This window comes from Geobacillus sp. FSL K6-3411, assembly GCF_037965715.1.
Classification (GTDB): domain Bacteria; phylum Bacillota; class Bacilli; order Bacillales; family Anoxybacillaceae; genus Geobacillus; species Geobacillus thermodenitrificans.
In genome coordinates this window covers 1234131-1254679 of sequence record NZ_CP150187.1, presented here as the reverse complement: position 1 = coordinate 1254679, position 20549 = coordinate 1234131, and the positions used below count along the sequence as shown (strand labels likewise).

At 51.1% G+C, this 20549-nt stretch carries 23 protein-coding genes; all 23 read right to left on the bottom strand.

The annotated features are described in order from the left end of the window. Positions 1–22: 22 nt before the first annotated feature. Positions 23–1207, bottom strand: a complete 1185-nt coding sequence (gene fliY / locus NSQ22_RS06430; protein WP_029760470.1) for a flagellar motor switch phosphatase FliY — start codon at positions 1205–1207, stop codon at positions 23–25. Beyond that, on the bottom strand, positions 1197–2201 hold the full coding sequence (gene fliM / locus NSQ22_RS06425; RefSeq protein WP_008878578.1) for a flagellar motor switch protein FliM: 1005 nt from the start codon (positions 2199–2201) through the stop codon (positions 1197–1199). Before fliM ends, fliY begins: the two co-directional genes overlap by 11 nt. A gap of 27 nt (positions 2202–2228) precedes the next feature. Next, entirely contained in the window at positions 2229–2657 is a 429-nt protein-coding gene (gene fliL / locus NSQ22_RS06420; protein WP_029760469.1) for a flagellar basal body-associated protein FliL, read from the bottom strand. Then, positions 2644–2868, bottom strand: coding sequence for a flagellar FlbD family protein (locus NSQ22_RS06415; protein WP_008878580.1), 225 nt, complete (start codon positions 2866–2868; stop codon positions 2644–2646). Before NSQ22_RS06415 ends, fliL begins: the two co-directional genes overlap by 14 nt. Before the next feature lie 44 nt (positions 2869–2912). Continuing rightward, entirely contained in the window at positions 2913–3707 is a 795-nt protein-coding gene (gene flgG, locus NSQ22_RS06410; RefSeq protein ID WP_008878581.1) for a flagellar basal body rod protein FlgG, read from the bottom strand. Positions 3708–3723: 16 nt separating this feature from the next. Beyond that, the gene (flgD, locus tag NSQ22_RS06405) at positions 3724–4152 is read right to left on the bottom strand and encodes a flagellar hook assembly protein FlgD (protein ID WP_029760468.1); all 429 of its coding nucleotides are present in this window, start codon (positions 4150–4152) and stop codon (positions 3724–3726) included. An 11-nt stretch (positions 4153–4163) separates the two neighbouring features. Further along, positions 4164–5546 carry a flagellar hook-length control protein FliK gene (locus tag NSQ22_RS06400; protein WP_029760467.1) on the bottom strand — a complete coding sequence of 461 codons (1383 nt, stop codon included), beginning with the start codon at positions 5544–5546 and terminating at the stop codon, positions 4164–4166. Further along, positions 5543–6154: an MgtE protein gene (locus NSQ22_RS06395; RefSeq protein WP_339264349.1), complete on the bottom strand. Its 612-nt coding sequence runs from the start codon at positions 6152–6154 to the stop codon at positions 5543–5545. Before NSQ22_RS06395 ends, NSQ22_RS06400 begins: the two co-directional genes overlap by 4 nt. After that, positions 6155–6601 carry a flagellar export protein FliJ gene (fliJ, locus tag NSQ22_RS06390; RefSeq protein ID WP_011887136.1) on the bottom strand — a complete coding sequence of 149 codons (447 nt, stop codon included), beginning with the start codon at positions 6599–6601 and terminating at the stop codon, positions 6155–6157. Between the two features lie 28 nt (positions 6602–6629). Then, positions 6630–7901, bottom strand: coding sequence for a flagellar protein export ATPase FliI (gene fliI, locus NSQ22_RS06385; RefSeq protein WP_008878587.1), 1272 nt, complete (start codon positions 7899–7901; stop codon positions 6630–6632). Between the two features lie 19 nt (positions 7902–7920). Continuing rightward, complete coding sequence (fliH, locus tag NSQ22_RS06380) at positions 7921–8700, bottom strand: flagellar assembly protein FliH (protein ID WP_008878588.1); 780 nt, start codon at positions 8698–8700, stop codon at positions 7921–7923. Then, positions 8684–9703, bottom strand: a complete 1020-nt coding sequence (gene fliG / locus NSQ22_RS06375; RefSeq protein ID WP_008878589.1) for a flagellar motor switch protein FliG — start codon at positions 9701–9703, stop codon at positions 8684–8686. The genes fliH and fliG overlap by 17 nt, the downstream gene beginning before the upstream one ends. Before the next feature lie 12 nt (positions 9704–9715). Next, positions 9716–11299: a flagellar basal-body MS-ring/collar protein FliF gene (gene fliF / locus NSQ22_RS06370; protein ID WP_029760466.1), complete on the bottom strand. Its 1584-nt coding sequence runs from the start codon at positions 11297–11299 to the stop codon at positions 9716–9718. A 95-nt stretch (positions 11300–11394) separates the two neighbouring features. Then, a complete protein-coding gene (gene fliE, locus NSQ22_RS06365) occupies positions 11395–11691 on the bottom strand; it encodes a flagellar hook-basal body complex protein FliE (protein WP_029760465.1) in 297 nt (98 codons plus the stop codon). 19 nt (positions 11692–11710) lie between these two features. After that, on the bottom strand, positions 11711–12163 hold the full coding sequence (flgC, locus tag NSQ22_RS06360; RefSeq protein WP_029760464.1) for a flagellar basal body rod protein FlgC: 453 nt from the start codon (positions 12161–12163) through the stop codon (positions 11711–11713). Between the two features lie 3 nt (positions 12164–12166). After that, a complete protein-coding gene (flgB, locus tag NSQ22_RS06355; RefSeq protein ID WP_029760463.1) occupies positions 12167–12556 on the bottom strand; it encodes a flagellar basal body rod protein FlgB in 390 nt (129 codons plus the stop codon). Positions 12557–12761: 205 nt separating this feature from the next. Next, positions 12762–13541 (bottom strand): GTP-sensing pleiotropic transcriptional regulator CodY, encoded by a 780-nt coding sequence (codY, locus tag NSQ22_RS06350; protein WP_008878594.1) that lies wholly within the window; start codon positions 13539–13541, stop codon positions 12762–12764. A 16-nt stretch (positions 13542–13557) separates the two neighbouring features. Beyond that, positions 13558–14952: an HslU--HslV peptidase ATPase subunit gene (gene hslU / locus NSQ22_RS06345; RefSeq protein ID WP_011887132.1), complete on the bottom strand. Its 1395-nt coding sequence runs from the start codon at positions 14950–14952 to the stop codon at positions 13558–13560. Between the two features lie 18 nt (positions 14953–14970). Continuing rightward, the gene (hslV, locus tag NSQ22_RS06340) at positions 14971–15513 is read right to left on the bottom strand and encodes an ATP-dependent protease subunit HslV (protein WP_008878596.1); all 543 of its coding nucleotides are present in this window, start codon (positions 15511–15513) and stop codon (positions 14971–14973) included. Between the two features lie 24 nt (positions 15514–15537). Continuing rightward, positions 15538–16440 carry a tyrosine recombinase XerC gene (gene xerC / locus NSQ22_RS06335; protein WP_029760462.1) on the bottom strand — a complete coding sequence of 301 codons (903 nt, stop codon included), beginning with the start codon at positions 16438–16440 and terminating at the stop codon, positions 15538–15540. 93 nt (positions 16441–16533) lie between these two features. Further along, positions 16534–18609 carry a type I DNA topoisomerase gene (gene topA / locus NSQ22_RS06330; protein ID WP_029760461.1) on the bottom strand — a complete coding sequence of 692 codons (2076 nt, stop codon included), beginning with the start codon at positions 18607–18609 and terminating at the stop codon, positions 16534–16536. Between the two features lie 78 nt (positions 18610–18687). Further along, positions 18688–19569, bottom strand: a complete 882-nt coding sequence (gene dprA, locus NSQ22_RS06325) for a DNA-processing protein DprA (protein ID WP_029760460.1) — start codon at positions 19567–19569, stop codon at positions 18688–18690. Positions 19570–19636: 67 nt separating this feature from the next. Continuing rightward, positions 19637–20539, bottom strand: coding sequence for a succinate--CoA ligase subunit alpha (gene sucD / locus NSQ22_RS06320; RefSeq protein ID WP_008878602.1), 903 nt, complete (start codon positions 20537–20539; stop codon positions 19637–19639). Positions 20540–20549: the final 10 nt, after the last annotated feature.

The following is a 20549-nucleotide window of genomic DNA, read 5'->3' as shown; positions in this document are numbered from 1 at the left end:
CGCCTACCTCCTATAATGACTATTATTTTAGCCGTTTTAACCGATCGTTTTGACTGACAATATCAGTGATGCGCACACCGAAGTTTTCGTCGATCACGACAACCTCGCCTTTGGCGATCAACTTGTTGTTGACAAAAATATCAACCGGCTCGCCGGCCAGCTTATCGAGTTCAATGATCGATCCGGCCGACAGCTGCAAAATTTCTTGCACTGAACGCTTCGTTCGCCCAAGTTCGACCGTCACTTGCAAAGGCACATCAAACAACAGCTCTAAATTGCGCGCCTCCGTTGCAGCAAGCGGTGGATCGTCAAACTCGGCAAAATCAGCCGCTTGAATATGTCGCTCAGCCACGCTTTCTTCTTCCTTAGAACGCCCCCCGACCGGCTCATTTGTGAAGCGGCTCGCAGCCGAGGAGAACTCGCCATCGCTCGCATGGGCATAAGCAGGCGCCGGTTGTGGCTCTTCGCGTGGCACCGCGCCCGCGGACGATGGGTCAATGTTTTCCTCTTTTTCTAATGTTCCGGCCGCCTCCGCCGACGAACCGAGCAGATGAGTGACGAGCTCTTTGGCAAAATCGATGGGCAACAGCTGCATAATGTTCGAGTCAACTAAAGCCCCGATTTTCAGCCGGAACGACACTTTAATGAAAAAATCCTCATCCGGCAAATATTCCAATCCTTTTCCTTCGGTCAAATCAAGAAGATGGAGCGTTGGCGGAGAAATATCAACTCGTTTGTTAAAAATGGTTGACATCGATGTTGCTGCTGAGCCCATCATTTGATTCATGGCCTCTTGAACCGCGCTTAGCTGAATCTCGCCGAGCGAACTGTCAGCTGTCGTTCCGTCACCGCCAAGCATTAAATCAGCAATAACGGCCGCATCTTGTTGCTCTATGACAAGCAAATTCGTCCCGAGAAACCCTTCGGTATAGTTGACTTGGATGGCGACATACGGCCGTGGAAACTCGTCAGCAACCCGTTTCCGCTCAACGACAGACACGCTCGGTGTCGTAATTTCCACTTTTTGGTTCAATAACGTTGACAGCGCCGTCGCCGAACTACCGAAGGAAATATTGCCGATTTCCCCAATAGCATCCTGCTCGAGCGGGGTGAAAATATCATGGAGCGCCGGAACATGATCGCTATCGTCCATTCCGCGCAATAAGGCATCGATTTCATCTTGCGACAACATTCCATCATTCATCATAACTTTCTTCGCCCCCCTCGATCATCGCTAAAATTTGCACCGCCAGCTTCTTGTTCCGCTTCCCCGGCTGGCCGATAAATTTCGGGATATGGCCGATTTTGACAACAAGCGGTTCATGAATCGACTGCTTGAGCTGAATAACGTCTCCCACCTCGAGCTGAAGAAATTCGCCGACGGTGACGACCGCTGTGCCAAGCTCAGCGACAATCGGCAATTGGGCTGCGCGGATGCGACGTTCAATTCGTCCCGCTTCCTCAGGGGAACGTTCCTTTTTTTGCGCCTGCATCCAGTAGTGCACCGATAGCCGCGGCATAATCGGCTCTAAAACGACGTGTGGAATACAAACGTTCATCATGCCGCGCGCTTCGCCAATTTGCGTGTTGAGTGAAATGACGACGACCGTATCGTTCGGCGCGATCATGCGCAAAAATTGCGGATTGACTTCAAAATCAACGAACAGCGGATCGACCTCGGCTACCGACTCCCATGCATCGCGCCAATGGGCAAACGCTTTGTCAAACAGGCTCGACATGATACGCGTTTCAATTTCGGTTAGATGCTCCACTTTGTCCATGCTTGCACCGCGTCCGCCCATCACCCGATCGAGCATGGCGTACGCGATGTTCGGGTTCACCTCAAGCAGCACATGCCCGTCTAGCGGCGGCACTTCAAAAACGTTAATGATCGTCATCTTTGGAATGGAACGGACGAACTCTTCGTAAGGAATTTGATCAGCCGACGCGACCGAGATTTGCACATATGTACGCAGCTGGGCGGAAAAAAATGTTGTCAACAGACGGGCAAAGTTTTCGTGAATGCGCGTCAAGCTGCGAATTTGGTCTTTGGAAAATCGAAGCGCCCGCCGGAAATCATATGTTTTGACGCGCCGCCCTTCCTCTTCCTTTTTTAGTTCTTCCGCACTCATTTCCCCAGCAGAAAGCGCGGCAAGCAGTGCGTCAATTTCACTTTGCGACAATACTTCCCCGGCTGTCATGTCACCTTCCCCTCTCTAGATGGCAGGCTACTGGAGGATAAAGGAGGTAATGTAGACGTTCTCCACTTTCCCTTCCTGCATCAATGCGTTAATGTCTTGCTTGAGCCGCTCTTTCAGTGCCGCCATTCCTTCCTTGCCTTTAAAGTCGGCTGCCTTCATTTCCGAAAGCCGCTCAATGATCACATCTTTAATTTGAAAATCGCGTTTCTCCGCCTCTTCTTTTCCTTTGTCGCTGTCAGTCTGGATTTTAAATGATATTTTAATATAACGCCCATCAGCCAAATTCGTCGTCATTTCTGGGATGTCGATGGAGCTTTCAGCGAGCTCATCAGCGCTTGGCTCCCCTTGTTTTTCACCACCCGCCATTTTCATGACCATCACAAGCGCCACGGTGCCAGCTAAAGCGATGATCGCCAGCATAATGACCATCGTTTGGATTACTTTATTCCCTTTCACTGTCCAATCCTCCTGCTTCTGGTAAGCGAAACACGCCGATCTGCCGGTAAAATTCGCTTGCGAGTGCCGCCACTTGCTCAACCGTTTCGCGAACGACGAACTTTTTCCCATTCGTCAGCGTCACGGTCGTGTCGGGAAACGCTTCGATTTGCTCGATGTAAAGCGCGTTGATCATAAACCGTTTACCGTTGAGCTTCGTTAACGAAATCATCGGTGAGCGGGCGTTAGGAGACCGCTAACGCCCTCCCTCCTATTCTATTTTTTCAAGTTGACCAACTCTTGCAAAATTTCATCCGACGTCGTAATGATGCGCGTATTCGCTTGGAAACCGCGTTGGGCAACAATCATTTCAGTAAATTCTTCAGCAAGGTCGACGTTGGACATTTCAAGAGCACCGGAGACGAGTTTTCCGGTTCCGTTGGCTCCCGGCACTCCTATCTGCGGATCGCCGGAGTTCACTGTCTCACGGAATAAGTTATTCCCTTCCTTTTCCAAGCCATCCGGATTGGCGAACTTCGCCAATTGAATTGTCCCTACAAGTTGTAAATTGCCTGTATCATCCACAATGGTAACATTGCCATCAGCCCCTATGCTCAAACTTTTCGCATTGGAATCAATTTTCAGTGGCCCTCCATCACCAAGCAAATATAGACCATTGGCATTCACAATATAACCTTCCGAATCAAGATAAAAGTTTCCAGCTCGCGTATACATTTGATTGTTGCCGTTAGCATCACCAACAATGAAAAACCCATCCCCGGAAATCGCCAAATCAAGAACACGCCCTGTCGTCTGCAAGCTGCCTTGCGTATGAATCGTATCAATAGCAGCAAGCTGTGAGCCAAGACCAACTTGGCGCGGGTTGGTTCCACCACTCGCAGCGCTCGGCCCACTCGCACCAGAGATCGTTTGACTCATTAAATCTTGAAAAATCGTTCTTCCTTTCTTAAATCCATATGTATTGACATTGGCAATATTGTTGCCAATCACATCCAACTTCGTTTGGAAATTGCGCATAGCACCAATACCGGAATACATGGAACGAAGCATCGATTTTCTCTCCCCTTTATCCTTTTTGTTCGACTTTTGTCACCACATCAGCGGCAATCGTCGTTCCGTTATTCAGCTCAAGGACAATTTTTCCGTCTTTTTGCATGACCGATTGAACGACCGCGCTCATTGTTGAATCATCCTCTTGCCAATGCACCGTTTTCCCGATCCACTCGCTGTAGCGCAAAAGTGCGTCACGCCCACTTGCTTGCATCCATTGCTGCATGAGATTGGCGATATTCATCATTTGCTCGAGCGACGAAAAACTCGCCATTTGCGCAATAAACTCTCTATCTTCCATCGGGTTGAGCGGGTCTTGATTTTGCAACTGGGCGAGCAAAATTTTTAAAAAATCGTCTTTCCCTAAAATTTGCTCTCCCGTTTTTCGTTCCGGCTGAACAGCGTTGGCCAACCATAAATTTGAGTCAATTGCGTTCGTTGCCATTTCCACCCCTCCTATACATCCGCCTCGATCCCGTCTAATGCAAACGGAGAAGAAGGCGATGGCTCCCGCTTTTGTTCTTGCCGTGATTCGCCATGTTGACGGCCGCCTTGGCGCTTCTCGGAATACGGCGGCATCGCAGAACCTTCAAAATCGGTCCAAACCGTCCATTTTTCGACGGTGATGTGGCTCGCATCAAGCAGCTGGGCGAGCTGCGGCAGATGAGCTTGAAGCAGCTCTTTCACCGCGTCGTTCGCCACAAGCAGTTTGGTAGCGAGCTTGCCGCCTTCGTGCACCATTTTCACTGTAACCGTCCCGAGATGTTCCGGATGGAGGCGAATAACGAGCTGCGTTGCACCGTTTGGCAACTTCATCCATCGCCCCAACCGCAAGGTACGGGCGACTTGATCAATCAGAGAGCTGCCGTTACCAGCTTCTGTTCTGCTTGCCTGACTGTCCGAACTAGCGTCAACAGACAACAGTGAGGCCATGTTTGCTGAAAAAGTCATATGACCGTCCGGCACAAAATGATTCTCTCTATGCGGTCCAAATCGTTGTTCACGAGCAAACGAAACGGAGAGCGGCGCAAGACGAGCTGCTTCGTACTCCGCTTTCTGAGCTACCGGTGGAAAGAAAGGTTCGATTGATGTGTTTGCGCCGTTTAGCCTTATAGCCTCTTCGCCGAGATTCCTATATGCCCACCCGTTTCGTCGCCCCACACTGTCCAGTGCGTTGCTATCATCAACCGCTTGGAACAAACGTTGGATCGCAGAAGATTGTATGTTTTCAATTCTCTCGGCGGTCGGTCGGGTTTCTCCATGATCAAGCAGCAACATCATGTTTCTTATGTCCCTGCCCTTTACTTCCGCAACGATGAAAGAGTCATTATGTCCCTTTTCCCCCTTGACCGCTGTCAGTAAACGACCGTCGCTTCCTTGTGCAATGCTTTGGGCAGGAGATGTCCCTTCCTCTTGCAGAGCGAACCAGACTGCCTGTTGGGAATCGGCGTTCATTGCCCTCTCCCCGCCGCTCTGCTTTCCTTTGCCGTACTCTTCGAACATGCCGTCACCTTGCATGCCTCGGCCTTTTTCACTCATCCCCGCCAACAAACGATCATCGCTTCCTTGTGCAACACTTTGATCAGAAAAAGTTCCCCCCACTTGCATGGACAAAACGGGCAACTCAGCTGATTCGTCCTGCTCATCTATCCTTCCCGTTTTGTTTTCCGACAAAGAGGGCAGTCGATCCTCCTCTGTTTCAACCGGTTGTGCTTCAGCCTGCTTGCTCGCGAGCAGCGCCGCGAATGCGTCAGCCATTCCCGTTTCCTTTTTTGTCGTCGGCGGCGTCACTTCAATGCTCATAGATCGCGACAAGCTTGCTGCGATCACCGTCTTCATTCGACCGCCTCCTCTCCCGTTTCCCATTTACTCAACGACGAAAGCAAGTTCGCCGCCTGTTCAATCGGCATTTGCTCCAAAATGGCGGCTGCTTTGTCGCCGTCAAGCCGACTTAGCACATCGAGCGCTTCACGGTTCGGCAGCTCGGCTAAAATGGCGGCCGCCTGCTTCTCCGACATCGCTCCATACATAGCCGCAATATCGTCCGCCGTCACAGTTGGCTTGGCAGCGTGATTGGCTTGTTCGTTTGGCTCCTCATCTGGCGCCGATAGCCGGGCGATTTCATGCTCTTTGACAGTCCGCTCGTTTTGTAGCTGTCTAATTTGTTTTTTCTGCCTAGCAATCGTCTCTTGTTGCTGTTCAATCGTCTGTTGCTGTGTCGCGATCGTTTTCTCTAGTGCTCTCTCCTTCTTCTTCCAGTCAATCCATTCAGAGATCAAGGGCACGTTCGCCGTCCATTGTTTTGTTTCTGGCGCCACATCGATGCCAGCCACCTTTACGATTAACAAGAGGAAGAAAGCGGCAAATAAACTTGGGGTGACAATGACGAACAAAACCCATTGCCATCGGTTTGGCTTTTCTTCTTGTTGGACTTTGCTGCTTGTCATCTATAACTCCCCTTGCCGTGCAAAGCGTTGAACAGCCAATTCGTCGAGAAAGCGGCTTTCTGCCTCTTTCTCGCGTTGCTCGATCCACTGCTGCACACGCTCACGCATTTTTTCATATTTTTTTACTTCAATATTCAATTCGGTCAGGCGCTGCTGCCGGCGCTGCATCTGCTCGCGTGCTTGCATGACGATGAGCTGATAATGGTCGATGGCCCGCTGTAAATTCCCGATATATTGCAACATATGGCGGATCGCCCCGATCGATAAGCCTGTCTGCAGCTGTTCATCGCGTTCCGCTTCGCATTTTTCTTTTTCCTTGAGCAAGTTATACAACGCCTCGGCCGCTTGTTCAAACCGGCGAACCGCCTCTTCGTACTCGCTGAGCGCCTTCTCTTTTTCTTTTTCTTTCATTGTCAATACTTTGTGCAGTCGAAATGTTGGCGTCACGCCTGCTCACCCTTTCAGCGCCCGAAAGCTACAACCGCGATGACACTAGGCGGAAAAGGGCATCAATGCTTTCGGCGCGCGTCGTTTTTTCGTCAATCTCTTGACGACAAAACGCCATAATTTGAGGATAAAATTGAATCGCCTCATCAATTTCTCGAGAAGATCCGTGTTTGTACGCCCCTATTTGAATCAAGTCCTCCGAATCGATATAAGTAGAAAGGAGACGCCGGACCCGATTTGCCGCTTCGCGGTGCTCTGCACTAATGATATGGGGCATGACGCGGCTGACGCTTTTGAGCACATTAATCGCTGGGTATTGCCCTTTATTGGCTAACTGACGTTCGAGCACAAAATGGCCGTCCAAAATGCCGCGTACCGCATCGGCAATCGGTTCATTCATATCATCGCCATCGACAAGCACCGTATAAAAAGCGGTGATCGTGCCTGAAGCGTTTGTCCCCGCCCGCTCAAGCAACTTCGGCAACAAGGCGAATACCGACGGCGTATAACCTTTCGTTGTCGGAGGCTCGCCGACAGCAAGGCCGATCTCCCGCTGCGCCATAGCAACGCGGGTGACCGAGTCCATCATCAACATGACATCCGCCCCTTGGTCGCGGAAATATTCAGCAATTGCTGTCGCAGTGTACGCTCCTTTGACGCGCATGAGCGCCGGCTGATCTGAAGTGGCGACGACGACAACCGAACGAGCCAAACCTTCCGGACCGAGATCACGCTCCAAAAATTCACGCACTTCGCGGCCGCGTTCGCCAATTAAGGCAATGACGTTTACATCAGCCGACGTACGGCGGGCGATCATTCCCATAAGCGTGCTCTTGCCGACACCGGAGCCGGCAAAAATGCCAACGCGCTGACCCTTGCCGACTGCCAGCAAGCTGTCGATAACGCGCACACCGACTTCGAGCGGTTCGGCAATCGGCGGCCGGGCGAGCGGGTTGGGCGGATCACGTTCGACCGATACCGGCTTCAGCCCAAGCGGCAGCGCGCTTCCGTCAAGCGGTCGACCGATCGGGTCAAGAACCGTGCCGATGAGCGCATCGCCGACGTATACTTCAAGCGGCTTGCCGGTCGCTTCAACAAGACAACCAGGGGCAATATGCGCCATAGAGGAAAAGGGCATAAGCAAGACGTGCTGCTCATGAAAGCCGACGACTTCCGCAGGGATTTTTCGACCGCCGCTCGTTTCGTGAATGTAGCAAAGGTCGCCGATCGAGCTTTCCGGTCCTTTCGATTCGGTCATTAATCCGATGACACGCGATACTTTGCCGAACCGTTTATACAAATCAGCAACGACAATTTCATCAAGAAGCGCCTGCCAGTTCAGCGGACATTCCCTCCTTCAGCCGCCTGTAGAGCGCCTCGCGCAGCTGTTCAAGCTGCGTATCTACACTGGCATCGATGCGCCCAAACGGCGTTTCGACGAGGCAACCGTATTCCGGCAGTGCATCGTCGGGGTAAACAAATAATTCGACGTGATGCGGAAAAACGGACTTCAGTAATTCCTGCTGACCTATCACCGCTTCATAACAGTGCGGGTGCACATAAACGATGACCTCCGTTTGCCGGCGCACTTCTTGCAGCACTTGGCGCACGAGCGGCAAAAACGCGTTTCGGTCATTCTCGAGCGTAACTCCGATGATGCGTTCGGCTGCTTTTAACGCCACCTCAAGCATCATATCAGTGGCCGATTCGAGCCGAGCATAAAACTCATCATTTGCCCGTTCTGCTACGCGGCGGGCTTGTTCAATCCACTCGCGGTGCTCGCTTAGCGCCTCGTCGCGCCCGGCGGCATAGCCATCTTCATATCCTTGGGTGCGCGCTTCCTGCATGAGCCGCTCTTTCTCGTGTCGCCATTGCTCTTGTTCTTGGGCCAACTGCTCACGCACTGCCGCATAATATTGCTCCGCTTGACGGCGAAGCTCAGCTACCTCCTCTTTGGCAGCAGCGATCGCCTCCCATTCCTGTTGCCGATCAGCTGCAGATGATGGAGCATCTAGAACATAGCGCTGCACGGCGATCGTTTTTTTGCCAGTACGGGCTGTCACTGCGGGTGCTTTAATGACGTTAGACAATAATATCATCTCCTCCTCCGCGGGCGATGATGATTTCCCCTATCTCCTCGAGACGGCGGATCACCGCGACGATGCGCGACTGCGCTTCTTCAACATCGCGCAGTCGAACCGGCCCCATATATTCCATCTCTTCTTTGAACGTCTCTGCCATTCTTGTTGACATGTTGCGGAAGACGATATCTTTCACTTCATCGCTTGCTACTTTCAGCGCCAGCATGAGATCGTCGTTGTCCACTTCGCGGATGACCCGCTGAATGGCGCGGTTATCAAGCGTTACGATATCTTCAAAGACAAACATCCGCTTTTTAATTTCTTCAGCCAGTTCCGGGTCTTGAATTTCCAAAGCGTCCAATATCGTCCGCTCTGTGCTCCGGTCAACTTGGTTTAACACTTCAACGACCGCCTCAATGCCGCCAGCTTGTGTGTAGTCTTGCACAACAGTCGCCGACAGCCGCCGTTCAAGAATTTGCTCGACTTCGCTAATAATTTCCGGCGACGTGCTATCCATCAGCGCAATGCGCCGAGCGACGTCCGCCTGCATCTCCTGCGGCAAGGCCGATAAAATTTGTCCTGCCTGCTCCGGATCTAAATACGAAAGAATAAGAGCGATCGTTTGTGGATGTTCGTTTTGAATAAAGTTTAACAGCTGCATCGGATCCGCCTTGCGGGCGAAATCAAACGGCCGCACCATGAGCGCTGATGTCAGTCGGTTAATAATATGCATCGCTTTGTCCGGACCAAGCGCCTTTTCAAGCACTTCTTTCGCGTAGGCGATGCCTCCTTGCGCGATGTAGTCTTGCGCCAAAGCAAGCTGGTGAAACTCTTCGAGCACCTCTTCTTTTTGTTCGACCGTCACTTGGCGGACGTTGGAAATTTCGAGCGTCAGCTTTTCGATCTCTTCTTCCGACAAATGTTTATAGACGGAGGCCGACACGTCTGGGCCGAGGGAAATGAGCAGGATGGCCGCTTTTTGTCTGCCCGACAGCCCGCCTTTCCGTTCGCGCTTTGCCATACGTCGTTCCTCCTACTCTTCTGATAGCCACGTTTTCAATAGTTTGGCAAACTCATCCGGCTTTTCTTTCGCCAGCCGTTCAAGCTGACGGCGGCGCATTCTCTCCTCCGTCTCCGGCGGCTCTGGCAATTCCGGCTCTGCCGGAAGCGGCGGAGCGAATACGAATTCTTCGTCCTCTTCTTCGTCTTCGCGGCGACGCAGCCAGAAGAATAACAGCAGAGCGATCAACAATAACGCTCCCGCGCCAGCCGCATACCACCACCATGCCGGCCGAACCGGATCCGGTTCCGTGAATGTCGGCTTACCGTTAAACTTTTGTACCGAGACGACAATGCGGCTGTTAATGTCTTCATCAGTCAATGTTTGTGCTTCACCTTTGTCAATCGATGTTCGGACAATCGTTCCTAATATTTTTTGAATATCATTGACCGCCTCTGTTGTCAGTGAGTTCGGGTCGTCTGGGTCGGGCGGCTCAACCATCACCTGAATGCCTAAGTCACGAATTTTATACGGACTTTCCACAATTTGTTTTTTTATTTTATTGACTTCATTGTTGATGGTTTCTTCGGTCCGCTCGTAATTGCCGTTCGTTGCGCCGCTTGCTCCTTGGTAGCCCGGCGTTTCGTTCGTGCCTGTCCCGGCAGTGCCGCCCGGCGGCGCTCCGCTTCCCGCATACGTTTCTTTAATGCGTTGGACGCTGACGGCGATTCCTTCGTCGTTCTCTTCACCAACAGGAGCGACTAAATTTTCTTCCCGTTTTTCTTGCGTAAAGTCGACATCAGCCGTGACGGAAACGACGACTTTGTCCTGCCCCATCATCGTGCCGAGCATTTGCTGCACTTGACGCTGGATATCGCGTTCGATTTGTTTTTTGATTTGTTGCTGCGAAGCAAATGTCGCCCCTGTCGAATTTCCACTATCATTTTTTAAGTCAAAATACTCAAAAAACTGATTCATAATGACGATATTATCTGTAGAGAGGTTGGGAACACTTTTGGCGACGAGGTGATACAACGCCCGAATTTGCTCGTCGCTAAACTGGTAGCCTGGCTTCGTTCTCAGCACAATCGAAGCCGAGGCTTCCCCTTTTTCATCAGAAACAAATACGCTCGGCTGCGGAAGGTTGATCATCACTTTCGCATCCTCGACGCCGTCGATCGTTTTCATTAAATTGGCGAGTTCAGTTTGCATCGCCTTCAGCTTTACCATATTAAACTCATTATCAGTCATGCCGAAGCTCGCGTTTTGGCCAAAAAACGAATAATCGATGACTCCGCTGTTCGGAATGCCTTCGGCGGCTAGCTCCACTTTCAGCGCATCGACTTGCTCTTTCGGCACTTTGATCGTTGTGCCGCCATCGGCCACTTCTGCCGAAACACCGCGTCCATCAAGCGTCGCTTTAATTTGCCCAGCTTCTTGCGGTGTTAAATTACTGTATAGCGGCACCATTTCCGTCCTCGTGGCGAAAAACACTCCGATGCCGATGGAAAAAAGAACCACCGCTATCCCGCCTATAGCGAGCCATTTCTGTTTTTTCGTCCGCTCTTGCCAAAACGAACGAGCGCGGCCCCACCACTCTTTCCATTTGCTGTTCATACAATTCCCCCGATCATCCAGCCATACAACCATTTGCTGCCATCGCCCGTCAATGACGACAGCCTCTATATGTAATGTATTGCAGCTTATGAATGCTACAACGGCATGCGCATCATTTCTTGATACGCCTCAATCGCCTTGTTGCGGATCTCAATCGTCAGCTGCAGCGCAACGCTCGCCTTTTGCGCGGCGATCATCACATCATGCAATTGGACGTTCTCCCCGCGGACGAGTTTTTCCGTTAGCGCGTCCGCTTGAATTTGTTTGTCGTTTACGTTGTTGAGCGCCTCTTTTAAAAAGGCGGCAAACTGTTTTTGCACCTCGGCTGGCTTTACCGGGTTCGGGACGGTGGACACCGGTTTCAGCCCAACACGACTTACTCCGTCAAGCATGATGCATCCTCCTTACGTACTATTTTCCTATTTCGAGCGCCTTCATCAACATCCCTTTTGAGGCGTTCAACGCAGTGACGTTCGCCTCATAGGAACGCGTGGCACCGATCAAGTCAACCATTTCTTTGAGCGGATCAACGTTGGGCAAACGAACATAGCCATCGTCCCCCGCATCCGGATGATCCGGATCGTACACGAGCTTAAACGGTGCTGGATCGTCGACGATTTCACGCACCCGCACCCCGCTGCCGACCGCATCGGTACGGCCGAGAGCAGCCTGCAAATAACTTGAAAACTGTTCGCCGCGCGGTTCAACAACAACAACTTTGCGGCGATACGGCTCCCACTCCCCATTAACCAAACGCGCTCGCGTCGTATCGACGTTGGCGATGTTGGACGAAATCACGTCCATACGCAACCGTTGAGCAGTCAGGGCCGAGGCTGAGATGTTTAAGCTTTGAAACATAGACACGGACTATTTTCCTCCTTTAATCACTGTTTTTAACGTATTGAATTTGCCATTTAACTGCTCAATGAGCGCATTGTAATAAATTTGGTTTTCTGCTAACTTCGACATTTCTTGATCAATGTCGACACTGTTGCTATTATGATTGTAACTTATACTCGCATTCGCCGTCACGATGATTTTTCCATTTTGTTCGCTTCGAAATGGAAAATGGTTCGGATTCGTCCGTTTGGCCTCAAGCTGAAGCGCCCGATCGAGTTCGGCTTGAAAGCGTACGTCTTTTGCCTTATAGCCCGGCGTATCAACATTGGCGATGTTGTCGGCAATCGCCTGCTGGCGGAGCGACGCATAACGGAGTCCTTGTTCAATCCAGTGGATCGTCGATGAAAACAGCGACAATGGAATCCCCTCTTTTATCCTATTTTTCGACAATTTCTGCTAGATTTCATTTTACGGGAAGAAAAACCTAATGTATAGACGGAACTTAGTACTATTTTTATACCAACGATAAGACCATAGAATCAGTGTTGTGTGCAAACACCGCCAGAAAACAGAAAACACCCGCTAAGCAAAGATGCCTAGCGGGCGCCAAAGGCTTATTAGATTAGTTTGATTTCAGTTTTTCAAGTTCAGTTAAAAACTTGTCGTTCAACACTTTAATGTACGTCCCTTTCATGCCAAGCGAACGCGATTCAATGACTCCAGCGCTTTCAAGTTTGCGCAGGGCATTGACGATCACCGAGCGGGTGATGCCAACACGGTCAGCGATTTTGCTGGCGACAAGCAACCCTTCCGTTCCATCAAGCTCTTCAAAAATATGTTCGATCGCCTCGAGTTCGCTGTAGGAAAGCGAGCTGATCGCCATTTGCACGACCGCCTTGCTGCGTGCTTCCTCTTCGATTTCCTCTGCTTTTTCACGCAAAATCTCCATGCCGACAACCGTCGCTCCGTATTCGGCCAAAATCAGGTCGTCGTTATCAAACTCGCGGTCAAGGCGCGACAAAATGAGCGTGCCGAGCCGTTCGCCCCCACCGTTGATCGGGACGATCGTCGTCAAGCCTGTTTTAAATAAGTCACGATTTTCCACTGGAAATGCCGTATATTCGCTATTAATATCGATGTTAGGAGACGTTTCTGTAATGTTGAACAAGTTTCGCGTATATTCTTCCGGAAACTGCCGCTCCTCAAGCATCCGTTTCATTCGCTCGTTTTCAATCGATTGTTTAATGGCAAATCCGAGCAGTTTGCCGCGACGGCTAACAACGAACACATTTGCTTCGATGACGTCGCAAAGCGTTTCCGCCATTTCTTTGAAATTGACCGGCCGCCCGGCTGCTTTTTGCAGCATGGCGTTAATTTTTCGCGTTTTCTCTAGCAAATTCATCTTTTCCATCTCCTCCTCATAAAATGAACTCACTTAAATCTTTGTTTTTAACAATGTTGCCGAGTTTTTGTTCGACGTATTGCGGTGTGATGACGACTCGGTTAAGCCCGATATCCGGCGCCTCAAACAGCAAATCTTCGAGCAGCTTCTCTAAAATCGTATGGAGCCGGCGCGCGCCGATATTGTCGGTCGTCTGGTTCACTTCAAACGCCACTTCAGCGATCTTACGAATAGCATCGTCAGAAAATTCGAGATTTATACCTTCCGTCGCCAAAAGTGCCTGATATTGTTTAATGAGCGCGTTATTCGGCTCGACTAATATACTTACGAAATCGTCAACCGAAAGTTTCGCCAGTTCGACACGGATCGGAAAACGACCTTGCAGCTCAGGGATCAAATCCGATGGCTTCGCCATATGGAACGCGCCGGCAGCGATAAATAAAATATGGTCTGTTTTGACCGGCCCGTATTTCGTCATGACGGTTGAACCTTCGACGATCGGCAAAATATCGCGCTGCACCCCTTCGCGAGAGACGTCGGCCGAACCGGACACCTCTTTGCCGCGGGCGATTTTATCAATTTCGTCAATAAAAATGATGCCGGACTGCTCAGCAAGGCGGATTGCCTCTTGCGTCACTTCATCCATATCAATCAGTTTTTGCGCTTCTTCATTGATGAGCACCTTGCGCGCTTCGCTCACCTTCAGGCGCCGCTTTTTACGCCGTTTCGGCATGAGGCTGCCTAACGCATCTTGCATGTTGACACCCATCTGCTCAATGCCCGCCCCTTGCAAAAAGTCAAATAGCATGGGCGGCTGCTCCTCGATTTCAATCGTCACCATCTCATCTTCGAGTTGGCCATTGGCTAGCTGCCAAGCGACTTGGCGCCGCTTTTTCTCCACCTGTTCATCGTCGTGGCTATGGCCGTTGTCCGGTTGGCTAGCTTGACCGCCAAATAGGAGCTCGAGCGGATTTTTGATCGTTTGCTTTTGCTTACCGGGAACGAGCAATTCGACAAGCCGCTTATTCGCTTGCTGCTCAGCCCGGTCTTTCACCTCGCTCATTTTTCGTTCTTTCACGAGCCTAACCGATGTCTCCACTAAATCGCGCACCATCGATTCGACGTCTCGCCCAACGTAGCCGACTTCGGTAAATTTCGTCGCCTCAACTTTGATAAACGGCGCGCCGACAAGTTTAGCTAGCCGACGGGCGATCTCCGTCTTCCCGACCCCGGTCGGACCAATCATTAAGATGTTTTTCGGCATCACTTCATCACGCAATTTTTCATCGAGCAAACTGCGGCGATACCGGTTGCGGAGCGCAATCGCCACCGCCTTTTTCGCCTCTTTTTGCCCGATAATAAACTGATCGAGCCTCTCGACAATTTGCCGTGGAGTCAGTGTTTCCGCCATCTTCGGCCTCCTCCTTTTTTACAACTCTTCGACAATAATATGGCCGTTCGTATAGACACAAATGTCAGCGGCAATCTCCAACGCGGCTTTCGCAATCTCTTTGGCGGTCATCGAGGCGCCGGCATACTGCTTTAAGGCGCGTCCAGCGGCGAGCGCGTAATGGCCGCCTGAACCGATGGCGAGCATGCCGTCATCCGGCTCAATGACTTCACCAGTACCGGAAACCAGCAATAAATGCTGCCCGTCCATGACAATCAACATCGCCTCGAGGCGGCGCAACACTTTGTTGCTCCGCCACTCTTTCGCTAGCTCGACGGCCGCACGCGGCAAATTGCCGTTGAATTGTTCGAGCTTGCCTTCAAACATCTCAAACAGCGTAAACGCATCGGCGACCGAGCCGGCAAAACCGGCGAGCACTTTGCCATGAAACAGGCGTCGCACTTTCTTCGCGGTATGTTTCATGACGACTGCGTTACCGAACGTCACTTGGCCATCGCCTGCCATCGCTGCCGCCCCATTATGACGGATGGCGAAAATCGTCGTCGCATGAAAACCGTCCATGGTTCTTCCCTCCTTGCCCGCAGGCTATGCACGCGGATGCGCCTGCAAATAAATACGCCGCAGTCGATCTTTCGTCACATGGGTATACACTTGCGTTGATGATAAGTGCGCATGGCCTAGCAGCTCTTGCACGGAGCGGAGATCGGCTCCTTCGTTGAGCAAATGGGTCGCAAACGTATGGCGCAGCACATGCGGGCTGATGTTTTGCGTCAGCGCCGCCGTTTCGACGATGCGATCCAAAATGTAGCGCACTCCCCGAGGCGTAAGCGGATTGCCACGGGCATTGACAAACAAATAGCGGTGGTCTGCCGGCAGCTTTCCTACGAGCTCGCGGCGTCCGCCACCGATGTACCGTTCAAGCGCCTCCCTAGCCGGACGGCCAAACGGAACATAACGCTGCTTATTTCCTTTTCCATGAATGAGAACGGTAGATGCAGCGAAATCAAGATCGGACAGCCGAATGTGACAGCATTCACTAACCCGTGCACCAGTCGCGTACAGCAGCTCAAGAAGTGCTGCGTTGCGCTGGCCGACAGCTGTATTTCCATCATTGACACGAAACAGCGCTTCTAATTCCTCATGATATAAAAAGTTGGGAATTTTTTGCTCTTTTTTCGGCAACGCGGCAAGTGCAAACGGATTTTCGGCCGCCCATCCTTCACGCAGCAAAAACTTATAAAAGCTTCGCAAACTGGAAATTTTACGGGCGACCGAACGGCTGGCCAGCTGCTGTCCGTATAGTTTCGTCAAATATAAGCGAACGTCGCTGTAGGCTACTTCATTGAGCTCATCGATCCCTTCTTCGTTCATGAACTGGAGAAACTGCTCAATGTCGCGCCGGTAGCACACAATAGTATATTGTGAATAATTTTTCTCGATTTGTAAATATTCCAGGAACAATTGTAACGCAAGTTTCGCATTTTTCATCGCCTCACCTCGCAACGGCTCCTTCATCGTACCATATGACTCTGCATCGCGCAACTATTTTTTATAAAATTCTGAATTGTATCCGATGCGTGGTCAAGCTTCTGGTTGTTCCTCATAGTCGCACGCCGTGCATTGGACTTGCACACCCTTTTTCAGCTTTTTCTCGACAAGCAGCCCTCCGCACTTTGGACACGGGCGCGCAAGCGGTTTATCCCACGAAACAAAGTCGCATTCCGGGAAGCGATCGCAGCCGTAAAACACCCGTTTTCGCTTGCTGTTGCGCTCGACAATATTCCCTTCATGGCATTTCGGGCATTTGACGCCGATTTCTTTCACAATCGGTTTCGTATGGCGGCATTCCGGAAAGTTCGAGCAAGCGATAAATTTACCAAAGCGACCCATTTTGTACACCATCGGACTGCCGCACACGTCGCAGTCAATGCCGGCTGGCTCATCTTTAATTTCCACTTCGCGCATTTCTTTTTCGGCCACTTTTAGCCGCTTCTCAAACTCGCGGTAAAATTCATCCACAACCTTGATCCACTCTACTTTTCCTTCTTCTATTTCATCAAGCTCTTTTTCCATTTTAGCCGTAAACTCGACATCAATAATTTCTGGAAAAAATTCTAAAATAAGCTCGACGACGATTTCACCAAGCTCTGTCGGGACGAACCGCTTGTTTTCAAGAACAACGTAGTTGCGTTTCTGAATCGTATCAAGCGTCGGCGCGTAGGTGGACGGACGGCCGATGCCGAGCTCTTCTAACGTTTTAACAAGGCGCGCTTCTGTATAGCGCGGCGGCGGCTGGGTGAAATGCTGCTTCGGCTCGATCATTTCACTTTCGACCGCCTCTCCTTCCTCAAGATCAGGAAGCAGACGATCTTGTTCTTCCGTTTGGTCGTCCGTCCCCTCGATGTATACTTTCATAAACCCTGGGAACTTTACCTTCGAACCGCTGGCGCGGAACAGCACCCCATTATTTTCAAGTTCAACACTCATCGTGTCCAGTACAGCCGCCGCCATTTGGCTGGCGATAAACCGTTCCCAAATGAGTTTATACAACCGGAACTGGTCGCGCGTCAAATATGGCTTCACTTTATCCGGATCGCGAAATGCCGAGGTCGGGCGAATGGCTTCGTGAGCATCTTGGGCGTTCGTGCTTTTCTTTTCCTTCCGCTTTTCTTGATGGACGTACTGGGCGCCGAACGTCGCTTCGATATACGCCGCTGCTTCCTGTTGCGCTGTTTCGGCAATGCGCGTCGAGTCGGTACGCATATACGTTATCAACCCGACTGTCCCTTCTCCGCCGAGATCAATCCCTTCGTACAGCTGCTGGGCGACCATCATCGTCTTTTTTGTGCGGAAATTCAACTTGCGCGCTGCTTCCTGCTGAAGCGATGACGTTGTAAACGGTGGCACCGGGCTGCGCCGGCGCTCGCGCTTTGTCACCGTTTTCACCGTAAACGCTCGCCCGTTTAAACGGGCGAGCACTTCTTTTACGTCCGCTTCCGTTTTTAATTCCAGCTTTTCCCCGTCAACGCCGTAAAACGAGGCGGCAAACGTCTCTTTCCCTTTTTGAAATTTCGCTTGAATCGTCCAATATTCTTCCGGTTGAAATTGGCGGATTTCTTTTTCCCGATCGATAATGAGACGCAGCGCGACTGATTGGACGCGGCCGGCACTCAGCCCTTTTTTCACTTTTTTCCACAAGAGGGGGCTGATGTTATAGCCGACGAGACGGTCAAGCACGCGCCGCGCTTGCTGGGCATCGACGAGATTCATATTGATTGAGCGCGGTTGCTGGAATGATTGTTTAATGGCGTCTTTTGTAATCTCATGAAAGACGACGCGGCAATCAGAGTGAATATCGAGATCGAGCATGTTGGCCAAATGCCAGGCGATTGCTTCCCCTTCACGGTCCGGGTCGGCAGCGAGAAACACTTTTTTCGCCTTTTTGGCTGCCGTTTTCAACTCTTTAATCACTTGGCCTTTGCCGCGGATCGTAATATATTTCGGCGTATAGCCGTCATTTATGTCAACGCCCATTTGGCTTTTTGGCAAATCGCGAACATGGCCCATCGAAGCTTTGACCGTATATTTTTTCCCTAAGTATCGTTCGATCGTCTTCGCTTTCGTTGGCGATTCGACGATAACCAAGTAGTCTGACATCCATCTTCCACCCCTAGGAAGTAAATTGAAATCTTCATTATTATTAATGATTATTGCCGTATTTGTCAAACATGATCATTATACGTACGGGAATTCAGCGATAATGTCCGCTGCCTCCTGCACTAGTTTTGCTCCGTGTTGAATGAGCGTATTCGGTCCGGCAGCCTCCGCCAAGTTGATCGAGCCAGGGACGGCAAACACTTCCCGTCCTTGTTCAAGCGCATACGACGCTGTAATGAGCGAACCGCTTTTCATTTTTGCCTGCACAACGAGCGTGCCAAGCGACAGCCCGCTAATGATGCGGTTGCGCGCCGGAAACTGCCACGCTTGTGGTTTCGTTGCCGGCGGATGTTCGGCGACGACGAGCTGCTCGTTCATAAGCTGCTGGGCGAAGGAGCGGTGTTCTTTCGGATAAATGTGGTCAAGTCCGCCAGCGATGACTGCGATCGTCGTTCCGCCATAACTAACGGCGAGTTGGTGGGCGCAAACGTCAATACCAAAGGCAAGCCCGCTCACAATCGTCCAACCGGCAGCCACAAGCGGCGGCACAAGTTTTTCGAGCGCTTCGATTCCTTCTTTTGTCGGACGTCTCGTGCCGACGATGCTAATCAACTTTGTTTCTTGAAGTAAGGCAATATTTCCTTTCGCATACAGCACCCACGGCGGATCGTATATATGCTTAAGCAGCGGGGGATAGTCTAGATCGAACATGGTGATGATGCGAATGCCCCGCTCCTTATATGTTTTTACCACATTTTTCACGTCGATAGAATGCAAATCATGAAAAAAAGCAGCCCATTGAGCGTCGGAGAGTGGAACGAGCGAACGGAGAACAGCGGGAGGTAAAGAAAATGGAGCGGACAATGTCGGGTCAACCTCAAGCAAATCGTGGATCGTCTTCCATCCTGCTCCGCGGCAGTGGTGAAGATGGATGAGCCGGTCACGGACCGTATCGTACATCGTATTCTCCTTTCTCGCAACATGATAAACAGCACCCCGCACGTGATGATCGTGCGGGGTAGAACCATTAATGCGTTTTGCATTTTTCGTACAATCCGCGCTCTTTCAGGACGGAAATGAGCGTTTCCCCAATGACGGCCGGTGTTTCCGCCACTTTGATGCCGCATTCGTTCATTTTTTTAATTTTTTCCGCAGCCGTACCTTTGCCGCCGGAAATGATGGCGCCGGCATGTCCCATCCGTTTGCCCGGAGGAGCTGTTTGTCCGCCGATAAAGCCGACGACCGGCTTCGTCATGTTTGCTTTCACCCATTCCGCCGCTTCTTCTTCAGCCGTACCGCCGATTTCACCGATCATAATGACCGCATACGTCTCATCGTCTTCATTGAACGCCTTCAACACGTCGATAAAGTTGGTGCCGTTGACCGGGTCGCCACCGATGCCGACCGCTGTCGATTGGCCGATGCCGGCTTGTGTCAATTGGTGAACCGCCTCATACGTCAGCGTTCCAGAGCGCGAGACGATGCCGACATGCCCTTTTTTATGGATATAGCCCGGCATAATGCCGATTTTGCACTCTTCCGGCGTAATGACACCCGGGCAGTTTGGCCCGATAAGGCGTGTCTTTTTGCCTTCCATGTACCGTTTCACTTTTACCATATCGAGCACCGGAATGCCTTCAGTAATGCAGACGACAAGATCGAGTTCGGCGTCGACTGCCTCCATGATGGCATCCGCAGCGAACGCCGGCGGAACGTAAATAACCGAAGCATTCGCTCCTGTTTTTTCCACCGCTTCCGAAACAGTGTCAAACACCGGCACGCCTTCGACTTCTGTGCCACCTTTGCCCGGCGTGACACCACCGACAATGTTCGTTCCGTATTCAATCATCTGTTTTGTATGGAACAGCCCTTGCGAACCGGTAATTCCTTGTACAATCACTTTCGTGTCTTTATTGACAAAAACGCTCACATGTCTCCCT